Source organism: Pseudomonas sp. AK181 (assembly GCF_051122975.1).
Classification (GTDB): domain Bacteria; phylum Pseudomonadota; class Gammaproteobacteria; order Pseudomonadales; family Pseudomonadaceae; genus Aquipseudomonas; species Aquipseudomonas lactis.
The window spans coordinates 2,190,858-2,206,030 of the sequence record NZ_CP146348.1 but is presented as its reverse complement, the minus strand read 5'-3'; the positions used below and the strand labels follow the sequence as shown (position 1 = coordinate 2,206,030).

20 protein-coding genes are annotated in these 15,173 nt (G+C 59.2%); 13 read left to right on the top strand and 7 right to left on the bottom strand.

All coding sequences use genetic code 11. The features are described from left to right. From V8689_RS10385 to V8689_RS10345, 9 genes are all read left to right on the top strand, one after another. The gene (locus tag V8689_RS10385; protein ID WP_223816904.1) at positions 1–318 is read left to right on the top strand and encodes a hypothetical protein; all 318 of its coding nucleotides are present in this window, start codon (positions 1–3) and stop codon (positions 316–318) included. Continuing rightward, positions 315–794 carry a hypothetical protein gene (locus V8689_RS10380; RefSeq protein WP_150073113.1) on the top strand — a complete coding sequence of 160 codons (480 nt, stop codon included), beginning with the start codon at positions 315–317 and terminating at the stop codon, positions 792–794. The genes V8689_RS10385 and V8689_RS10380 overlap by 4 nt, the downstream gene beginning before the upstream one ends. After that, positions 787–1,404, top strand: a complete 618-nt coding sequence (locus V8689_RS10375) for a DUF3164 family protein (RefSeq protein ID WP_005789425.1) — start codon at positions 787–789, stop codon at positions 1,402–1,404. Before V8689_RS10380 ends, V8689_RS10375 begins: the two co-directional genes overlap by 8 nt. A gap of 1 nt (position 1,405) precedes the next feature. After that, the gene (locus tag V8689_RS10370; RefSeq protein WP_150073114.1) at positions 1,406–1,855 is read left to right on the top strand and encodes a hypothetical protein; all 450 of its coding nucleotides are present in this window, start codon (positions 1,406–1,408) and stop codon (positions 1,853–1,855) included. Position 1,856: 1 nt separating this feature from the next. Beyond that, positions 1,857–2,144: a hypothetical protein gene (locus V8689_RS10365; protein ID WP_005789429.1), complete on the top strand. Its 288-nt coding sequence runs from the start codon at positions 1,857–1,859 to the stop codon at positions 2,142–2,144. Position 2,145: 1 nt separating this feature from the next. Next, the gene (locus V8689_RS10360; RefSeq protein WP_150073115.1) at positions 2,146–2,835 is read left to right on the top strand and encodes a DUF2786 domain-containing protein; all 690 of its coding nucleotides are present in this window, start codon (positions 2,146–2,148) and stop codon (positions 2,833–2,835) included. Position 2,836: 1 nt separating this feature from the next. Further along, a complete protein-coding gene (locus tag V8689_RS10355; RefSeq protein WP_150073116.1) occupies positions 2,837–3,058 on the top strand; it encodes a hypothetical protein in 222 nt (73 codons plus the stop codon). Between the two features lie 172 nt (positions 3,059–3,230). After that, entirely contained in the window at positions 3,231–3,695 is a 465-nt protein-coding gene (locus tag V8689_RS10350; RefSeq protein WP_005789436.1) for a gp16 family protein, read from the top strand. Next, positions 3,692–4,075, top strand: coding sequence for a Mor transcription activator family protein (locus V8689_RS10345; RefSeq protein ID WP_150073117.1), 384 nt, complete (start codon positions 3,692–3,694; stop codon positions 4,073–4,075). The genes V8689_RS10350 and V8689_RS10345 overlap by 4 nt, the downstream gene beginning before the upstream one ends. A gap of 306 nt (positions 4,076–4,381) precedes the next feature. Here V8689_RS10345 and V8689_RS10340 read toward each other — a convergent pair whose 3' ends face one another. Together V8689_RS10340 and V8689_RS10335 are read right to left on the bottom strand one after the other, a co-directional pair. Next, positions 4,382–4,549, bottom strand: coding sequence for a type III secretion effector protein (locus tag V8689_RS10340; RefSeq protein WP_081089403.1), 168 nt, complete (start codon positions 4,547–4,549; stop codon positions 4,382–4,384). A gap of 290 nt (positions 4,550–4,839) precedes the next feature. Further along, entirely contained in the window at positions 4,840–5,289 is a 450-nt protein-coding gene (locus tag V8689_RS10335; protein ID WP_230962031.1) for a hypothetical protein, read from the bottom strand. Between the two features lie 149 nt (positions 5,290–5,438). Between V8689_RS10335 and V8689_RS10330 the strand changes: the two genes are divergently transcribed. Beyond that, positions 5,439–5,588 carry a hypothetical protein gene (locus V8689_RS10330; RefSeq protein ID WP_223816859.1) on the top strand — a complete coding sequence of 50 codons (150 nt, stop codon included), beginning with the start codon at positions 5,439–5,441 and terminating at the stop codon, positions 5,586–5,588. A gap of 511 nt (positions 5,589–6,099) precedes the next feature. On the opposite strand, the gene V8689_RS10325 is transcribed toward V8689_RS10330, so the two are convergent. The 4 genes from V8689_RS10325 to V8689_RS10310 form a co-directional block, all read right to left on the bottom strand. Beyond that, entirely contained in the window at positions 6,100–8,493 is a 2,394-nt protein-coding gene (locus tag V8689_RS10325; RefSeq protein WP_434520706.1) for a TonB-dependent siderophore receptor, read from the bottom strand. A gap of 97 nt (positions 8,494–8,590) precedes the next feature. Further along, positions 8,591–9,538, bottom strand: coding sequence for a FecR family protein (locus V8689_RS10320; protein WP_056788292.1), 948 nt, complete (start codon positions 9,536–9,538; stop codon positions 8,591–8,593). 26 nt (positions 9,539–9,564) lie between these two features. Continuing rightward, positions 9,565–10,065: a sigma-70 family RNA polymerase sigma factor gene (locus tag V8689_RS10315; protein WP_056788289.1), complete on the bottom strand. Its 501-nt coding sequence runs from the start codon at positions 10,063–10,065 to the stop codon at positions 9,565–9,567. A gap of 79 nt (positions 10,066–10,144) precedes the next feature. Further along, positions 10,145–10,546, bottom strand: coding sequence for a cytochrome c (locus V8689_RS10310; RefSeq protein WP_056788287.1), 402 nt, complete (start codon positions 10,544–10,546; stop codon positions 10,145–10,147). Positions 10,547–10,693: 147 nt separating this feature from the next. On the opposite strand from V8689_RS10310, the gene V8689_RS10305 reads away from it, so the two are divergent. The 3 genes from V8689_RS10305 to V8689_RS10295 are packed head-to-tail and all read left to right on the top strand — an operon-like array spanning position 10,694 to position 14,212. Continuing rightward, positions 10,694–11,494: a glucose 1-dehydrogenase gene (locus V8689_RS10305; protein ID WP_056788281.1), complete on the top strand. Its 801-nt coding sequence runs from the start codon at positions 10,694–10,696 to the stop codon at positions 11,492–11,494. After that, positions 11,487–13,313, top strand: coding sequence for a glycoside hydrolase family 15 protein (locus tag V8689_RS10300; RefSeq protein WP_056788277.1), 1,827 nt, complete (start codon positions 11,487–11,489; stop codon positions 13,311–13,313). Before V8689_RS10305 ends, V8689_RS10300 begins: the two co-directional genes overlap by 8 nt. Beyond that, complete coding sequence (locus V8689_RS10295) at positions 13,301–14,212, top strand: alpha/beta fold hydrolase (RefSeq protein WP_056788275.1); 912 nt, start codon at positions 13,301–13,303, stop codon at positions 14,210–14,212. The genes V8689_RS10300 and V8689_RS10295 overlap by 13 nt, the downstream gene beginning before the upstream one ends. Here V8689_RS10295 and V8689_RS10290 read toward each other — a convergent pair. Next, on the bottom strand, positions 14,198–15,166 hold the full coding sequence (locus V8689_RS10290; protein WP_056788273.1) for a GlxA family transcriptional regulator: 969 nt from the start codon (positions 15,164–15,166) through the stop codon (positions 14,198–14,200). The two genes, V8689_RS10295 and V8689_RS10290, sit on opposite strands and share 15 nt — an antisense overlap. Positions 15,167–15,173 lie beyond the last annotated feature (7 nt).

The window sequence follows — 15,173 nt, the reverse complement described above, 5'->3', positions numbered from 1 at the left end:
ATGGCCGCTTTATACCTCGTAGGTGTGCAAGTGGAGGAGCGGACCAGCGTTTTGGCTGAAGACTTCACTGTGAAGCTCTCGGCTTACAACGAACTGACCCGTGATATCCGAGACGCCGGTATTGGGATCAAGCACCTGGTGCTGCTGGACAACAAGATCTTTATCGACCACAGCGATATTGAGCTGTTCCTACGGCGGTTTGGGCATGAATTGCGCGGGATGCGTTACTCGCCTGCAGGTCGGTTTACGCGCAACACCGTGACGGTACGGGGTGTTGATGTGGCTTGGTACAGCTTGGTGAAGGAGCAGGACCAATGAACCAGGCCCTCAATGTTTCGATTAAAGCCTTGAGAGCAGCTGTTGCCTCCGAAACCCCTACGTTGTTTTGGCAGGACACCATGAAGCATGTGGCGGTGCTCCTGGATCATGCCGAGCGGGTGCCCGATCCATCTCGGGCGTTAGAGGCGGCTCATGCGGCCATTGCTGAAGATCGCTTCTCGGACGCTATCCAACATCTATACCAGGTCATCAGCCACCTGCACGCCGAGTGCAGCGAACACGTCACCCAATTGGCCGGTTTGGTAACAGCCTTTGACGCCGCGCTGAGCCTGCGGCCTCACCTATGGCTGGAGATCGGCTTCAACCGAGTCGTTGGTTGGATGGTCACCGTTTACGACAAAACTGGCGGGATTGAGCGGGTTGTTGTCCAGGCCCAAGGCGTGAACGCCGATGAAACGTGCCAATGGGCCACCTTGCATCTGCAGGCCCTCACAAAGGAGAGCGACCATGTCTGATAGCAATATTCCTCAGGGCTATATGCGTAACGCCATGGGCCACCTGGTCCCTGAAGATCAGGTGCGAGACCAAGACAAGCTGCGCGATCAGGTGACCCGCGAATTAGCAGATGCTGCCAAGGCTCTGAGCCTTGCGCTGAAAAACTTCAAGAAAAAATCCCTCGGCGATGTGGCCGACTTGATCAGCATTGCCGGTGAGCGTTACGGCGTTCAGATGGGTGGCAAGAAGGGCAACGTGACCATCGCCACGTATGACGGCCAGTACAAGGTGCAGCGTTCATATGCCGACCGGCTGACGTTCACCGAGGAAATGGAAGTGGCAAAGGTACTGGTCTACGACTGCATCCGTGCTTGGAGCAAGGGGGCAGACACTCATTTGATGGCTATCGTCGACCGGGTGTTCAGCCCCAACCGTAATGGGCAGATCAAAACCTCCGATGTGTTGGATTTGTTGCGGCTAGAGATTGATGACGATAACTGGAAGGCCGCTATGAAGGCCGTGAAGGACTCCATCATGGTCTCGGGCAGTGCCGTTTACATCCGCGTGTATGAGCGGATCGGCGACTCCGACAACTATAAGGCAATCCCTCTAGACCTGGCGGTGGTGTGACATGACCAAGACACTGATTGAATTTCAGGACCACCACCAGGACTTCCTGGTGTGGACCGTCGATGAGGCTGGCATCGTCACCGGAAGCTGGCCTTACCACTCCAGCCTATGGACTGGAGTAAGAGTCGTAAACCTGGCAAGCCTTAAGGTGGGCAGTTTGGTGGAGTTTCTCCGCGCTGGGGATACTCGTGACCAATGCATTAAATACCCGGTGCGCTCGATACAACCGCTTTTACCGGTGGAGGTTTCGGTACGACAGGACGGTGATGGTTACGTTACCGGCACTGTGCGGGGCAAGCGTGTGTCTTGCACCCATGACTATGAATACCCAGTGAAGCGCCTGGCTGAAAAGCTCTTTCCAGGCGTGTCCGCTGGCGTTGAACGCCTGCCATGCACACCTGTTGGGCGCCTGCATAGCAAGTGGCGTATCACCCCTCTGGAGGGTATGTGACATGGCCGATCAAGTGACTGTAACCACCCGCGACCCGGAGGTCGTAGAGATCCTCAAATGGCTTCAGCAGTGGCATTCCAATCATGTCCAGAAACTGCAGATGATTGTGCAGGCGCCAGCCGATACCGAGTTGGTATTACGCGGCGCAAATGGACAGCAAGTCCTGCTTGTGGGCGACGAACGCAAAGGCTTCAAGGCGGGTTGCGCCACAGCCCTTGATCTGTTTGGCAAGTTCCCACTGACGGTGACGAAGAACGTCAGCCGCGACACAGATTCGGAGGAAAAGTGACATGGACAACAACCGCACTCTGGAAAAAATCAAGAAGTGCCTGGAGATGGCCAAGTCCAAAACCAGCAATCCGCACGAAGCTGAAACCGCGCTACGCCAAGCGCACAAACTGATGGAGATGTACAACCTGGAGGTGGGTGACGTGCTTGCCAGCATGGCGAGCGAACACACGATCCTTGCGGGCTCGGAGGGTTCGCCTCCTGTCTGGCGTGTGCGTCTTGCGCAAGTCTGTGCAGATGCGTTCGGCACCATGATCCTTATTTCCAACCCTCAGTGGAGTGCTGCTCGCTTCATCTTTATTGGCTGCTCAGCCGCACCGGAACTGTCCGGCTACGCATACCAAGTGCTGGCTCGTCAGCTACAAAAGGCCCGTCGTGACTTTTTGGACACACAGAAGCGTTGCAAGCGCTCTACGAAGGCCGCCCGAGGGGATGCCTTCGCCAATGGCTGGCTGGATGCAGTTCACAGCAAAATCCAAGCGTTTGCGGGCGTAGAAGACAACATCGCCGAAGCGATTGACGCCTTCATGAAAAAACATCATGCAGACGTAAAAAGCGTTGAACTCAAGCGGCGCAAGGTCAAAGCGCGCAATGAGGGCGCCGGTGACGCGGGCTATGAAGCGGGCAAGTCCGCCCAACTGCACCAGGCGGTGAACCATCAGCCTCGCGCACGCTTGACCATGGGGGTTTGACATGAGCGCTGCAGAAAAGAAGTACGACACCCTAGTAGTTGAAGGCTTGGGTAATGAAGTGCCTCGGGCAATCGGCGAAGGGCGAGTGGCCGCGTGGTCTTCGGGTCATGCACTGGACGACAAACTCGAAATGGAGGACTTCATCCGCGAATTGTCTTATGGCGACATTGAAGATCCGCAGCAGGCCGCTATTGAGCTGATGAGGCGACAAAAATGGGCATGAACAGCACGGGGAAACTCTCAGCCGGTGTACTGGAGTTCCTGGCGATCTGCGATCAATGCCAGCGCCCCCGTAACACTGGTAATCACGCCAAATGCAGCAAGATCCGGCAACGGATTCATGCCGCTCGTAACCAGCAGAACGGCAACACACGCTCGATGAAAGGAGGTGACCAGTGAAAACCGCGCCGTCCAACCCGAACCGCCTGCGTCTGATCAAGCTGATCCACGTTGCTCGACGCGAGTTGCGCATGGATGACGATACCTATCGCCTCCTGTTGGCTGGCATGACGGGATTGGATGGCGCTACGTCCACCGCTGATTTGAGCGTTCCAAACCTGCTAAGGGTTTTGGAACAGCTCAAGCTGCGGGGCTTTAAGGTTCGTCCAAGCAATCAACCTAAGCGGCCTTTAGCCGACGACGTCCAGTCGAAGAAGATCCGCTCTCTGTGGCTGACGCTGCATGAACTGGGCGCCGTCCGTGATCCTTCTGAGGCTGCATTGGCCAAGTTTGTGCTGGGCATGACCCGCGTCGCTGCGTTGCAGTGGCTCACCACTGCTCAGGCCAGCCGGGTAATTGAAAATCTGAAACAGTGGCTACTGCGCGTTGAAAGCGCGGATAGCGGCAGGAGTGACGTATGACCGACTTCCGAAGCAAGGGCCCCGAGCTGCTGGTTGACCTTACAGACCACATTGCAATAGCTCTCGTAGAGCTGGCCTCGATGGAGAGCGGAACCGCTCAGCAGGTCGCCGGGGAAATTACTGATCGTATGTCCGCGCACTGGGGCGGGCAGAACATCTACTTTCCCATCGGCCAGTCAATCAAGCTGAGTCGCCGAGATCGTCAGATCTACGATGACTTCAACGGCTCGAATCACCGGGAGCTGGTAGCCAAATACGGCGCTTCGTTACAGTGGATTTACAAGATCGTGAAGGCGGTGCGCAAGGAAGAGCTGGCCCGCCGACAGAAGGATCTGTTCGCTGATGATATGGAGGACCGTACCTCGCCACCCGATGGCTAAACAGTGGCTGATTTCATTTGCAGCGTGTGCAAGGTTATTTCATAGTTCGTTCAGAGTAGACCGGTTTCTCCCGGAGTATCCCAGGATTACCTCGCACACCCCCCTGTACTTATCTCACTCCCATACACATGGGTTTTCTCCAACTCTGTTCAGATGCATATCCGCTGGGTTGACTTTACCTTGATGGGCAACATCAACGAGTGGACTCCACTCAGGCAGGCATCTCATGTGTGGTTGGGCGAACTCGACAGTTCCGGGTGAAGGACAAATACCCATGACAATATGTAAAACCGTGCTCAGCCACGGTTAACCCAGTTTGCGTCTACGCCACCAACTGGTCAGGCAGTTGATCAACCCTGTGTCGTTCAACGAATCAATACCTTCCCCGTTAACCTGCGGGTCTGCCAGCATGCCTCGGGAAAAATCGTCCGACACAGGCGCCTGGAATTTAAGCTGGCCGGCATAAGCTTTCATGCGCAGTGTCTGTGCCTCGTATTCGGTCGACGCAAAAGGGAGACTGCACGAGGGTGCTCGGTCCAGGGAGACTGGCAGACTTTCACGTTGGGTATTGCGCAAGAGTTCGATGGGCCCGGTTGGGCGAGAATTAAACGAGGTTGAAGGCATATTTTTCCCTCATTCAGAAACTGAAAAGCGACAGGGCGAGTCGCAACCGCAGGTACCACTTATGTGGCAAATGGGCGTGATTCGTTCCTTGAAACATATAGGACTGGCGCCGCCTCAGAGAGGCGACGCCTGAAGAAGGTTCAGCGGGACAACAGGTACAGGCCTGTACGGCTGATCTTCCCATCGTCATCTTTACTGGCGCGGTTATCCATTCGCTCAAGCACGTCACTGCGCTTGAGCATTTCCTGGGCCAACTGAATTAGATGGTCGTTGGCAGCGTCGCCGGTAAGCGGCTTGCATGCCCACTTTTTCAAGTCGCAGATTTTAAGGCTTGAGCCCCCGCTCCCGTCCTTCAACTCGTCAAAATGCTCAAGCAGTTCACCGGCCAGTTCTTTGTCAGTCTTGTACTTGAAGTAGTTTTCCCCTTGGATCACCGCATTCAGGCTGTGCCGGTCGACCAAGCCATCCAAAGCGCCCGTGGAACCGTGCCGATCCAACGCGGCCATCAGTTCCGGACGTCGTAGCAACTCATTGGCCAGGCGAATGTTTTCCTTCATGACCGGGTTGGGCGACCATCCTCTTTTGGCCATTGCAAGAATGCTGTCAACACTGATAGAGCCAGGGTTCTTCGGATCTCTGAAGGCATTGAAGCTGTCACGCAACTGCTGCGCCAACTCTTCTCGACTCTTGAGAGAATACTGCGCGTCTGGCCTGCCGGGGGCGGGCGGATACGGCCGACATGCGGTGGGATCCGGTCGTGGTGGTGGTGGGTTGCACCCACTCGGGTTCGGCCTGGGTGGCGGGTTACTGCAACCTGGGTTCGGCCGTGGCGGCGGATGCCCACAACCAGGATGCATGGGTGGCCGATGCCCAGAGAACCAGTGGCTGATCCAGTGCTTGAGTTGGCTCAGGAAGTTCTGCATGGCCGGCGGGTTGTGGCGATGCCCAAGCACATCTGCCGCGGTGGTTGGCGCCTGGTGATAATTGAATACAGGCCCGGCCTTGCTGTCCCCGGCTTGAAAGTTCACATGGGCAGCCTGCCGACCATTGAACGAAGGCGTAGCAGGCGCCTGGCGGGTATTTTTGATCTCGGCCTTGGCATTGGCCGATGAGAGGTCAGGCGTTGATGACGCAGAGACGGGTGCATCCGACATCGATACCGACATACGTTTCTCCATGACAGTGGGCGATTTTCAGCTTGTCGCTCCAACGCAATGTCGAAGCCCATCAGCTTTCCCATGTGTGGTTTTGCGTCGGAATCAGTTCCTGATCCAGCAATAATCTGTGCGGGGGCGATGTAGGAAACAGAGGGTGGCCTGCCGTTTATGAGTGAGCAGAGCGCTTGACCCGGGCAAAAAAATCGCAACCCTGGGGTTGCGATCTTTCCTACCGGCAACAGATCAGAACCCCACGCTTGCCTGTACGAAAAACGTGCGAGGCTCACCCAGGTACAACCCGGCATTGTTGTCACTGGAGCGCGTGTAATGCTGCTGGTCGAAAACGTTTTTCACGCCCACCCCCAACTTCAGATTCGATAGTTGCGCGCCAAAGTCATAGCCACTGCGCACGTTGACCGAGACATACCCTGGGATATCACTGTATTGACCGTCTGCGGTGCCTTGAGTGATGTAGGTGGTACCGGTGCCTGGCGCACGTTGGCCGGACTGGGCGTAGACGTCCAGGTTGTGGGTCCAGTGGTTGACGTCGTAGCGCAGGCCCAGGGTCGCCACTTGGCGGGAATACAGTGGCAGGTCGCGGCCCTTGAACGGCACATCACCTTCGGAGGTGGCCTTGGTGTAAGTAAAGCCCGCGTTGGCGGTCAGACCGTCGAGGCGCGGGTCAAGGTTGGCCAGGTCGTAATGGGCCGATGCTTCGATGCCGCTGTGCTTGGTGGCGCCGAGGTTGGTCCAGCCCACGTCATTGCTGACGTATTGCAGTTCATCCGAGAAGTCGATGTAAAACAGCGTCACTTCGCCACCCCAGACGCTGTCGTTGTAGCGCGTACCGACCTCGTAGGTCTTGGCCTTTTCCGGGTTCAGGCCGTTGGCCGTCTGGTCGCCGGTACCGCCCTGGCCCAGTTGAAAATACTGCAGGCTGCCGAAGGAGGTTTCGTAGTTGGCGAACAGCTTCCATGCGTCAGACACGTGGTACATCACGCTCAGGGCCGGCAGCGGTTCGTTGTTGTGGACTTCGCGGCGCTTTTCCTCGGTACGCTTGCCATTCAGGGCCACGACCGGACGATCATGCCATTCGGTCCGGATGTCTTCGAAGCGAATACCGGGAGTGATGGTCCATTTGCCAATATCGATTTTGTTATCGATATAGAAGGCGTTGGCTTCAGTGCCCCCCGTGCGGTCCTGGTACACGTGGCCGTCGCTCTGCCCGCCCGGCGTCGGCACATTGTTGACCAGGTTCAGGCTGGTGGCCTCCTCGTGCATGCCTTCTTTGAGGTAGCGATAACCCACGCTGACTTCCTGGGTACTGGGCCCCAGGTCGAACACATGGGACACACGCGGCTCGATGCCAAAGGTGTAGTAGGTGCGCGGGTAGGAGCTGAGGGTCTTGAGGTCGCGGTTGGCAATGTTGCTGCCACGGAAACTGTCGGAATAGTACGTCAGCACTTCGGCCTGGGTGCGGTCGTCGATCTGGCGGATGTACTTGAAGGACACGTCCTTGCGGCGCCCGCTGAAGTTGTCCCAGTCACGTATCGACTGGTACGGGTTGGCGTCGAACTGCTGCTGGGTCAGGCCGCCGGGCATGTCGGCACTGGCATCGTAATAATGGAAGTTCAGCGAGAAATCGTCTTGATCGGTCGGCGCCCAGTGGGTCTTGAAGATCACGTCATCGATGTCGTTGCCGTTGTTGCTGTTGCGGTAACCGTTGCCGTTGACCCCGGAGTACAGCAGCGCGGCGCCGATGCCGTTGTCGGCTGTGCCGCCGATAAAGGCGTTCTCCACATGCTTCCAGCCACCATGGGCGGAGGTTTGCAGGGTGGTGCCGACTTCACCGGAGAAGTCTTGCGGGATCGCGCGGGTTACGAAGTTGATCACACCGCCGACGTTCTGTGGCCCATAACGCACCGAACCCGCGCCACGGACAACGTCGATACTTTCCAGGTTACCGGCAGAAATCGGCGCCATCGACAGTTGTGGCTGGCCGTAGGGAGCAAACGCCGCCGGTACGCCGTCAATCAGCACGGTGGATCGCGGCGACAAGCGCGAGGTCAGGCCGCGTACACCGACGTTGAGGGAAATATCACTGCCGCCGGTGCCGTTGGATTCCTGCACTTGCACGCCAGGCACGCGGCGCAACACATCACCGACGTTCATCGCGCCCTGCTCCACCATGGCTTCGCGGCGAATGACCGTGCGCGCACCGGGATGGTTCTGCACCACTTCGGCATCGGCGTCGGCGAGCCAGTCGCCCACCACCTTGATATCGGTCACACCCAGCTCCAGGGGCGAGCCAGCTTCACCGGTGCCGTTGCTCACCGGGCGCAAGGTCACGGAACCGGCGTCAATCTGGTAATCCAGGCCAGTGCCTTGCAGCAATTGGCGCAGGGCTTGTTCGGGAGAGAGGTTGCCATCCACCGCAGGGGCTTGCTTGCCGGCAACCATATCGGGGCTGAAGAACACTTGCAGCGAGGTCTGCTGGCCCAACTGGCTCAGGGCTGCGCCCAGGGATTGGGCGCGAATGTGAATGCCTTCGGCAGCCTGTGTGGTGCCGATGGCAACGGCCAGGGCCAAGGGCGCCCAGCGGGAGATTTTATTGTTGTGGAGGGCGAGTTTTTTCACGTCGAACCTAGTCCTGTGATCGCAAGCATGCGCAGCCGTTAATGCAAACCAGTTGCAGTTGCAGGAGAAGACGAAGAACTCGAAAAAAACCTGAATGTCAGCGTGAAATAATTTCCTGGCTACCGTCCGGCAACGTGCGCAAGGCGACCGGCAGGATGTGGGGCAAGGCCTTGAGCAAGGCGTCGGTGTCGCTGGATTTGAACACGCTGGTCAGGCGCAGGTTGCCCACCGCTGCCGTACTGACACGCAGCGGTTGCTCGCGGTAGCGCGACACTTCCCGCGCCACCTCACTCAGGGTGGCGTTGTTGAACACCAGTTTACCGGTACGCCACGCAGTCAGTTCTTCAGGGTTTACCGCGTAGGCCGCTGCCACTTGGCCTTGGGGATCAAAATGGGTGCCACGGCCAGCGGTGAGCGTGACGATGTGATCGGACGCCTGGCCCTGCACCTTGACCGTGCCGGCTTCGACCGCCACGCGGGTCTGGTCCGCATCCAGGCGCACATCAAAGCGCGTGCCGGTGACGGTCACCTGCCCTGCCCCGGCGGCGACTACAAACGGGCGGCCGGCGTCATGTTGCACGCTGAACATCGCCTCGCCCTGTTTGAGCTCCACGCCACGGCGGCCCTTTGCGTAGTGAACCGCAACCACGCTGCGGCTGTTGAGGTCCATCACTGAACCGTCGGGCAAGGTCACCTGGCGATGCTCGCCCACCTGCGTACTGAATTCGGCATTGTAGGGCTTTGGCTCAAACACGCTGAATACACTCAAGCCCACTGCAACGGCGACCACACTGGCGGCCACGGCATAACGCATCAGCGCACGCCGACCGGGGCGCTCGACCGGCGCGTCGCCCAGCGCCTGCAACCGGGCCTTGGGTAGCAAATCCGCAGCACTCCATAGCCCTTGCAGCACATCGAATTCGTACTGATGCGCGGGCTGCGCTCCACGCCAGGCATCGAAACGTTGACGCTCCTGGGCGCTCAATGGGCCGTCTTGCAGGCGCACAAACCACTGCGCGGCCTCATCACGGACACGGTTATCCATCGTGGAAGATCCTGTTTCAAAGCCGGTCATGGCGCGCTCGCATCCAGACGATCACGCAGATGCCGCAGGGTGCGGATCATATACTTTTCCACCATGTTTTTAGACAGCCCCAGGCGTGTGGCGATTTCCTGCTGGGTGAGCCCTTCGATCTTCTGCCAGATAAAAACCCTGCGACAGTTGAGCGGCAACTCGGCCAGCGCCCGCTCGATGGCGTCGGCCAACTGGATCGCGTGCATGTAATGCTCCGGGTCGCCGCTGTGGGGCGTGCTGTGATCAACCCCCTGCAGCGCCAGCGCCTCACGGCGGTCTTCGCGGCGGTAGGCGTCCACTGCAATATTACGTGCGGTTTGGTGCAAGTAAGCGCGCGGCTGCGCCACCTCGCAGGCAGCGGACTCAAGCACCCTCACGAAGGTGTCGTGCGCCAGGTCTTCGGCCTGCTGACGGTTTCTCAGGCGGCGTGTCCAGGTGCCGATCAACTCTTCGTAGTGCTCGAAAAAGCCTGTTCTGCGGGGCGGCTGCGGAGTCATCACGGGAGCACTGGGGAGACGGGGCGTGAATAGTAATGCTTCCTATTAAGCGGGGCAATTGCTGCCCATCGCCCACCCACTATTTGTTCGAAATGACCTCACTCATGTATTGATGCAAATCGCGAAAGTCTTTAACGCTCCAGGCATGTGGCGCGATCTTTACGCCATTGTCTTGCAGCGTCTTGGGGATCAGGTTGCCATTGGGGCGAAGGATGACCGAGGAGACGATAACGCCCGGATAATCATGGAGTCGTTTCTTGAAGGCGGCGGTTGTCAGGTCGGGGGTTGGCGGATTACTTTTTTTAGCCAATGGCCCCGTGCCTTTGATATCAGGCCCATGGCACACGGCACAGCGTTGTAGGTACAGCGCTTTACCATTGCTGTTGTCGGCGACGCACAAGGCTGTCTGAGTCAGTGATAAAACGGCCAATACGCCGCTGAGCAATAGTTTCGTCCATCTGTTATCGGCCCACACGTGCATTCCATCGCTTCCTGTATTGCCCTTTGTTTTCAGCATCATACGACAAAGTCGCGCTTTTACCCGCGCTGGGCGTAAGCGCCAGGGGGTGAACTTCCGCTCCCCGCCGCCAGTCAGCAAGAAGGACTCTCATAAAACGGTGGGTGGGCGATGCAGATTTCCTTGCAGCAACAAGTGGCCCTGGTCACCGGGGCCAGTTCCGGCATTGGCGCGGGTGCGGCCAAAGCCTTGGCCGCAGCAGGCGCGGCGGTGGTGCTTAACTACAACTCCCAGGCGGCACCGGCTGAGGCCCTCGCCGCGCAGATCAATGCCAACGGCGGCCAGGCGCTTGCGATTGGCGGCGATGTGTCCAAGGAGGACGATGTTGAACGCCTGTTCGCACAAACCCTCGACGCCTTCGGCCATCTGGATATTCTGGTGGCCAACTCCGGCCTGCAAAAAGACGCCAACCTAGTCGATATGACTCTTGAGGATTGGAACACGGTGATTGGCGTCAACCTCACCGGGCAATTCCTGTGCGCGCGGGCGGCGGTGCGTATCTTCAATCGCCAGGGCGTTCGTGAAGGTGTGTCACGGGCCGCCGGCAAAATCATCCATATGAGTTCGGTGCATCAAGTCATCCCCTGGGCCGGGCATGTGAATTACGCGGCCTCCAAGGGCGGCGTGGAGATGCTGATGCGCACCCTCGCCCAGGAAGTCAGCGAGCAACGCATCCGCATCAATGGCATTGCGCCTGGGGCGATTCGCACGGCGATCAACCGCGCAGCCACTGAAGGTGCTGCAGAAAAAGAGCTGCTCAAATTGATTCCTTATGGTCGTGTCGGTGACGTCGAAGACGTGGCCAATGCCGTGGTGTGGCTGGCCAGCGATGCCTCTGATTATGTGGTTGGCAGCACCTTGTTCATTGATGGCGGTATGAGCCTCTACCCGGAGTTCCGTGGCAATGGTTGATTTCAAGAACGAACCTCAAAGCGCCATTGATGCCCACGGGATCATCGGCGACATGCGCAGTGCGGCACTGGTGAACGACCGCGGCAGCATCGACTTCTTCTGCTGGCCGGAATTCGACAGCCCCTCGGTGTTTTGCGCATTGCTCGACACGCCCGAGGCCGGCACCTTTCAGCTTACCCCGGACCTGCCCAACGCCCGCCGCGAGCAGATCTACCTGCCCGACACCAACGTGCTGCAAACCCGCTGGCTGAGCGATGAAGCGGTGGTGGAGATCACCGACCTGCTGACCGTCAGCGAAAACGTCGATGAACTGCCTTTGCTGATCAGGCGGGTACGGGTGGTCAGTGGCAAGGCGACGATCCACTTGAGCTGCGCCGTGCGCCACGACTATGCCCGGGCCGCTACCGAGGCGAAGGCCGAGGCTGCCAGTGTCGTGTTCACCGCCAGCGGCCAGCCTGGCCTGCGCCTGATCGGCAGCCAGCCGCTGACCCTTCAAGACAACACCGCCCTCGCCACCTTTACCCTCGCCCAGGATGAAGGCGCCGAATTTGTCCTCGGCGGCCAGGAGGATGCGCGCGTCACCAACGACTGTACCGACCTCTACCTGGAGCGCACCTTGAAGTTCTGGCGCGGTTGGATCAGCCAGTCCAACTATCGGGGACGCTGGCGCGAGATGGTCAACCGCTCGGCCCTGGCGCTGAAACTGCTGACCTCGCGCAAACACGGCGCCATCATCGCCGCGGCTACGTTCGGGCTGCCGGAAACGCCCGGCGGCGAACGCAACTGGGACTACCGCTACACCTGGATCCGCGATGCCTCGTTCACCGTCTATGCGTTCATGCGCCTGGGTTTCGTCGAGGAGGCCAACGCCTATATGCGCTGGCTCAGGGGGCGGGTCAGCGACTGCTGCGGCCAGCCGACCAAGATCAACATCCTGTACGGCATCGACGGCCGCCAGGAGCTGCCGGAAACCACCCTCGACCACTTGAGCGGCCACGGCGGCGCCCAACCGGTGCGGGTGGGCAATGAGGCGTTCGATCAGATCCAGCTGGATATCTATGGCGAACTCATGGACGCGGTCTACCTAGTGAACAAATACGGCGAAGCCATCTCCCACCAAGGCTGGAAACACACGGTGGAAGTGGTCGACCAGGTGTGTGAGATCTGGAACCACAAAGACGTGGGCATCTGGGAAATGCGCGGTGAACAGCACCACTTCCTGCACTCACGCCTGATGTGCTGGGTGGCCCTGGACCGCGCCATCCGCCTGGCCTCCAAACGCTCACTACCAGCGCCGTTCGCACGCTGGGACCAGACGCGCCAGGCGATCTACGCCGACATCTGGACGAACTTCTGGAACGAAGAACGCGGGCATTTTGTGCAGCATATCGGCAGCACCGCCCTCGACGGCTCTATGCTGTTGATGCCACTGGTGCGCTTTGTCGCCGCCACGGACCCGCGCTGGCTGTCGACACTGGAAGCGATCCAGAAAAGCCTGGTGCGCGACGGCATGGTCTACCGCTATCGCAATGACGACAGCCAGATCGATGGGCTGCAAGGCGTCGAAGGCGCGTTTGCCGCCTGCTCGTTCTGGTACGTCGAATGCCTGGCGCGCGCCGGGCAAGTGGAAAAAGCCCATCTGGAATTCGAACAGTTGCTGCGGTACGCCAACCCGCTGGGGTTGTACGCCGAAGAGTTCGACAGCCAGGCCCGGCACTTGGGCAACACGCCCCAGGCCTTGAGCCATTTGGCGTTGATCAGCGCGGCAACGTTCCTGGACCGCAAGCTCAGTGGGGAGAAAACCGTATGGCAACCGTAATCACCCCACCCGCATTGCTGTATGTGCGCACCACCCTGCTTGATGTGGCTTACGAAACCCACGGCCCCGTCGAGGGCGAACCGGTGATCCTGTTGCATGGCTTCCCCTACGACCCTCGGGGTTACGACGACATCGCGCCGGTGCTGGCTGAACGTGGTTATCGGGTATTGGTCCCGTATTTACGCGGCTATGGCCCGACACGGTTTATCAACACGCAAGTGATGCGCTCCGGCCAACAGGCAGCGCTGGCCAAGGACTTGCTGGATTTCATGGATGCCTTGGCCATCCCGCAAGCCACCCTAGCCGGCTTTGACTGGGGTGGGCGCGCCGCCTGTATTGTGGCGGCGCTGTGGCCGCAGCGGGTACGCGGCCTGGTGACCGGCGATGGCTACAACATTCAGGCCATCAGCCAGTCGCTCAAACCCAGGGCACCTGAGACAGAACATCGGCTCTGGTATCAGTATTACTTTCACACCCAGCGCGGGGTCGATGGCTTGACGGCCAACCGGCGTGAACTCTGCCAACTGCTCTGGACACTGTGGTCACCGTCCTGGGCCGAAGGGCCAAGCCGCTACGCCCTGACCGCGCCGTCGTTTGATAACCCCGACTTTGTAGAGGTGGTGATTCACTCCTATCGCCACCGCTTCATGTATGCGCCGGGTGATCCCGCGCTGGAATACATCGAGCAGGCGCTGGTGCCACAACCGGCGATATCGGTACCGAGCATTTCGTTGTGCGGAGCCGACGACGGTGTGGGCCCGCCGCCGCTGGAGGATGACGATGTAGAGCACTTCAGCGGCTTTTATCGCCGCCAGGTGTTGCCCGGCGTGGGTCATAATGTGTTCCAGGAAGCGCCTCAGGTCACGCTTCACGCTTTGCTGGAACTACTGGAGCGGTGAAAAACGCTCCCGATACGCCTGGGGCGTCACCGACAAAGCCCTTAGAAAGCTGCGACGCAAGGTCTCTTCACAGCCAAAACCGCATTGCATGGCGATACGTTTGATGGAGGTTGTGCTGTCTGCCAATTGCCGGCGTGCGTTTTCGACGCGAATCAGTTCCACGGCCCGCGCAGGCGTTTGGCCGGTCTCGGTGCGGTAGTGACGCACAAAGCTGCGCTCGCTCATGCCAGCCTGGGCCGCCAGGGTGGCGATGCTCAGGCCCAGCGTCAGGTTATCGGCGATCCAGGCATGCAGCTCAGCAAAGCGGCTGTCGCTCTTTTGCAGGGATAACGTCACGCTGAATTGCGACTGACCGCCAGGGCGCTTGAGAAACACCACCAAGTGGCGCGCCACTTCCAGGGCAATCGCACGCCCCAGGTCCTCCTCTACCAAAGCCAGACACAGGTCGATCCCGGCGGTCACACCGGCAGATGTCCACACCGCGCCCTGCTGGATGAAAATCGGATTGGCCTCCACCGTGAGCGCAGGGAACTTGCGCGCCAGTTCTTCACAGCGTGTCCAGTGCGTGGCCACGCGGCAACCATCGAGCAAGCCACTGGCGGCCAGCAGAAAAGCTCCGGTGCACACCGAAGCCATGCGCCGGGTGGAATGGGATTTATCGCGTACCCACTGCACCAGCGCCGGGTCTTCGGCAGCGCCGTATACGCCCCAGCCACCGGCGATCACCAGCGTGTCGCAAGGCGCGTCGATGGCGGGCAGCGGTTCAGCCAGCAGCGCCAGACCAGCTGACGTCATCACCGGCCCAGCCTGAGTAGCAATGACGTTGACCGCGTAGGGCAATGGCAAACCACGTTGGCGCGCCAGATCGTTAGCCGATGCGAACACCTGTAGAGGCCCGGTGACATCGAGCACCTGGGCATTCTCAAACGCGAGGACATGAATAATTTTAGGCATGATTGGC

Coding starts and splice junctions, on each gene's coding strand:
- V8689_RS10385 (WP_223816904.1), top strand. CDS start 1: ATGGCCGCTTTATACCTCGTAGGTGTGCAAGTGGAGGAGCGGACCAGC.
- V8689_RS10380 (WP_150073113.1), top strand. CDS start 315: ATGAACCAGGCCCTCAATGTTTCGATTAAAGCCTTGAGAGCAGCTGTT.
- V8689_RS10375 (WP_005789425.1), top strand. CDS start 787: ATGTCTGATAGCAATATTCCTCAGGGCTATATGCGTAACGCCATGGGC.
- V8689_RS10370 (WP_150073114.1), top strand. CDS start 1,406: ATGACCAAGACACTGATTGAATTTCAGGACCACCACCAGGACTTCCTG.
- V8689_RS10365 (WP_005789429.1), top strand. CDS start 1,857: ATGGCCGATCAAGTGACTGTAACCACCCGCGACCCGGAGGTCGTAGAG.
- V8689_RS10360 (WP_150073115.1), top strand. CDS start 2,146: ATGGACAACAACCGCACTCTGGAAAAAATCAAGAAGTGCCTGGAGATG.
- V8689_RS10355 (WP_150073116.1), top strand. CDS start 2,837: ATGAGCGCTGCAGAAAAGAAGTACGACACCCTAGTAGTTGAAGGCTTG.
- V8689_RS10345 (WP_150073117.1), top strand. CDS start 3,692: ATGACCGACTTCCGAAGCAAGGGCCCCGAGCTGCTGGTTGACCTTACA.
- V8689_RS10340 (WP_081089403.1), bottom strand. CDS start 4,549: ATGAAAGCTTATGCCGGCCAGCTTAAATTCCAGGCGCCTGTGTCGGAC.
- V8689_RS10335 (WP_230962031.1), bottom strand. CDS start 5,289: ATGGCCAAAAGAGGATGGTCGCCCAACCCGGTCATGAAGGAAAACATT.
- V8689_RS10330 (WP_223816859.1), top strand. CDS start 5,439: ATGCGGTGGGATCCGGTCGTGGTGGTGGTGGGTTGCACCCACTCGGGT.
- V8689_RS10320 (WP_056788292.1), bottom strand. CDS start 9,538: ATGGATAACCGTGTCCGTGATGAGGCCGCGCAGTGGTTTGTGCGCCTG.
- V8689_RS10315 (WP_056788289.1), bottom strand. CDS start 10,065: ATGACTCCGCAGCCGCCCCGCAGAACAGGCTTTTTCGAGCACTACGAA.
- V8689_RS10310 (WP_056788287.1), bottom strand. CDS start 10,546: ATGCACGTGTGGGCCGATAACAGATGGACGAAACTATTGCTCAGCGGC.
- V8689_RS10305 (WP_056788281.1), top strand. CDS start 10,694: ATGCAGATTTCCTTGCAGCAACAAGTGGCCCTGGTCACCGGGGCCAGT.
- V8689_RS10300 (WP_056788277.1), top strand. CDS start 11,487: ATGGTTGATTTCAAGAACGAACCTCAAAGCGCCATTGATGCCCACGGG.
- V8689_RS10295 (WP_056788275.1), top strand. CDS start 13,301: ATGGCAACCGTAATCACCCCACCCGCATTGCTGTATGTGCGCACCACC.
- V8689_RS10290 (WP_056788273.1), bottom strand. CDS start 15,166: ATGCCTAAAATTATTCATGTCCTCGCGTTTGAGAATGCCCAGGTGCTC.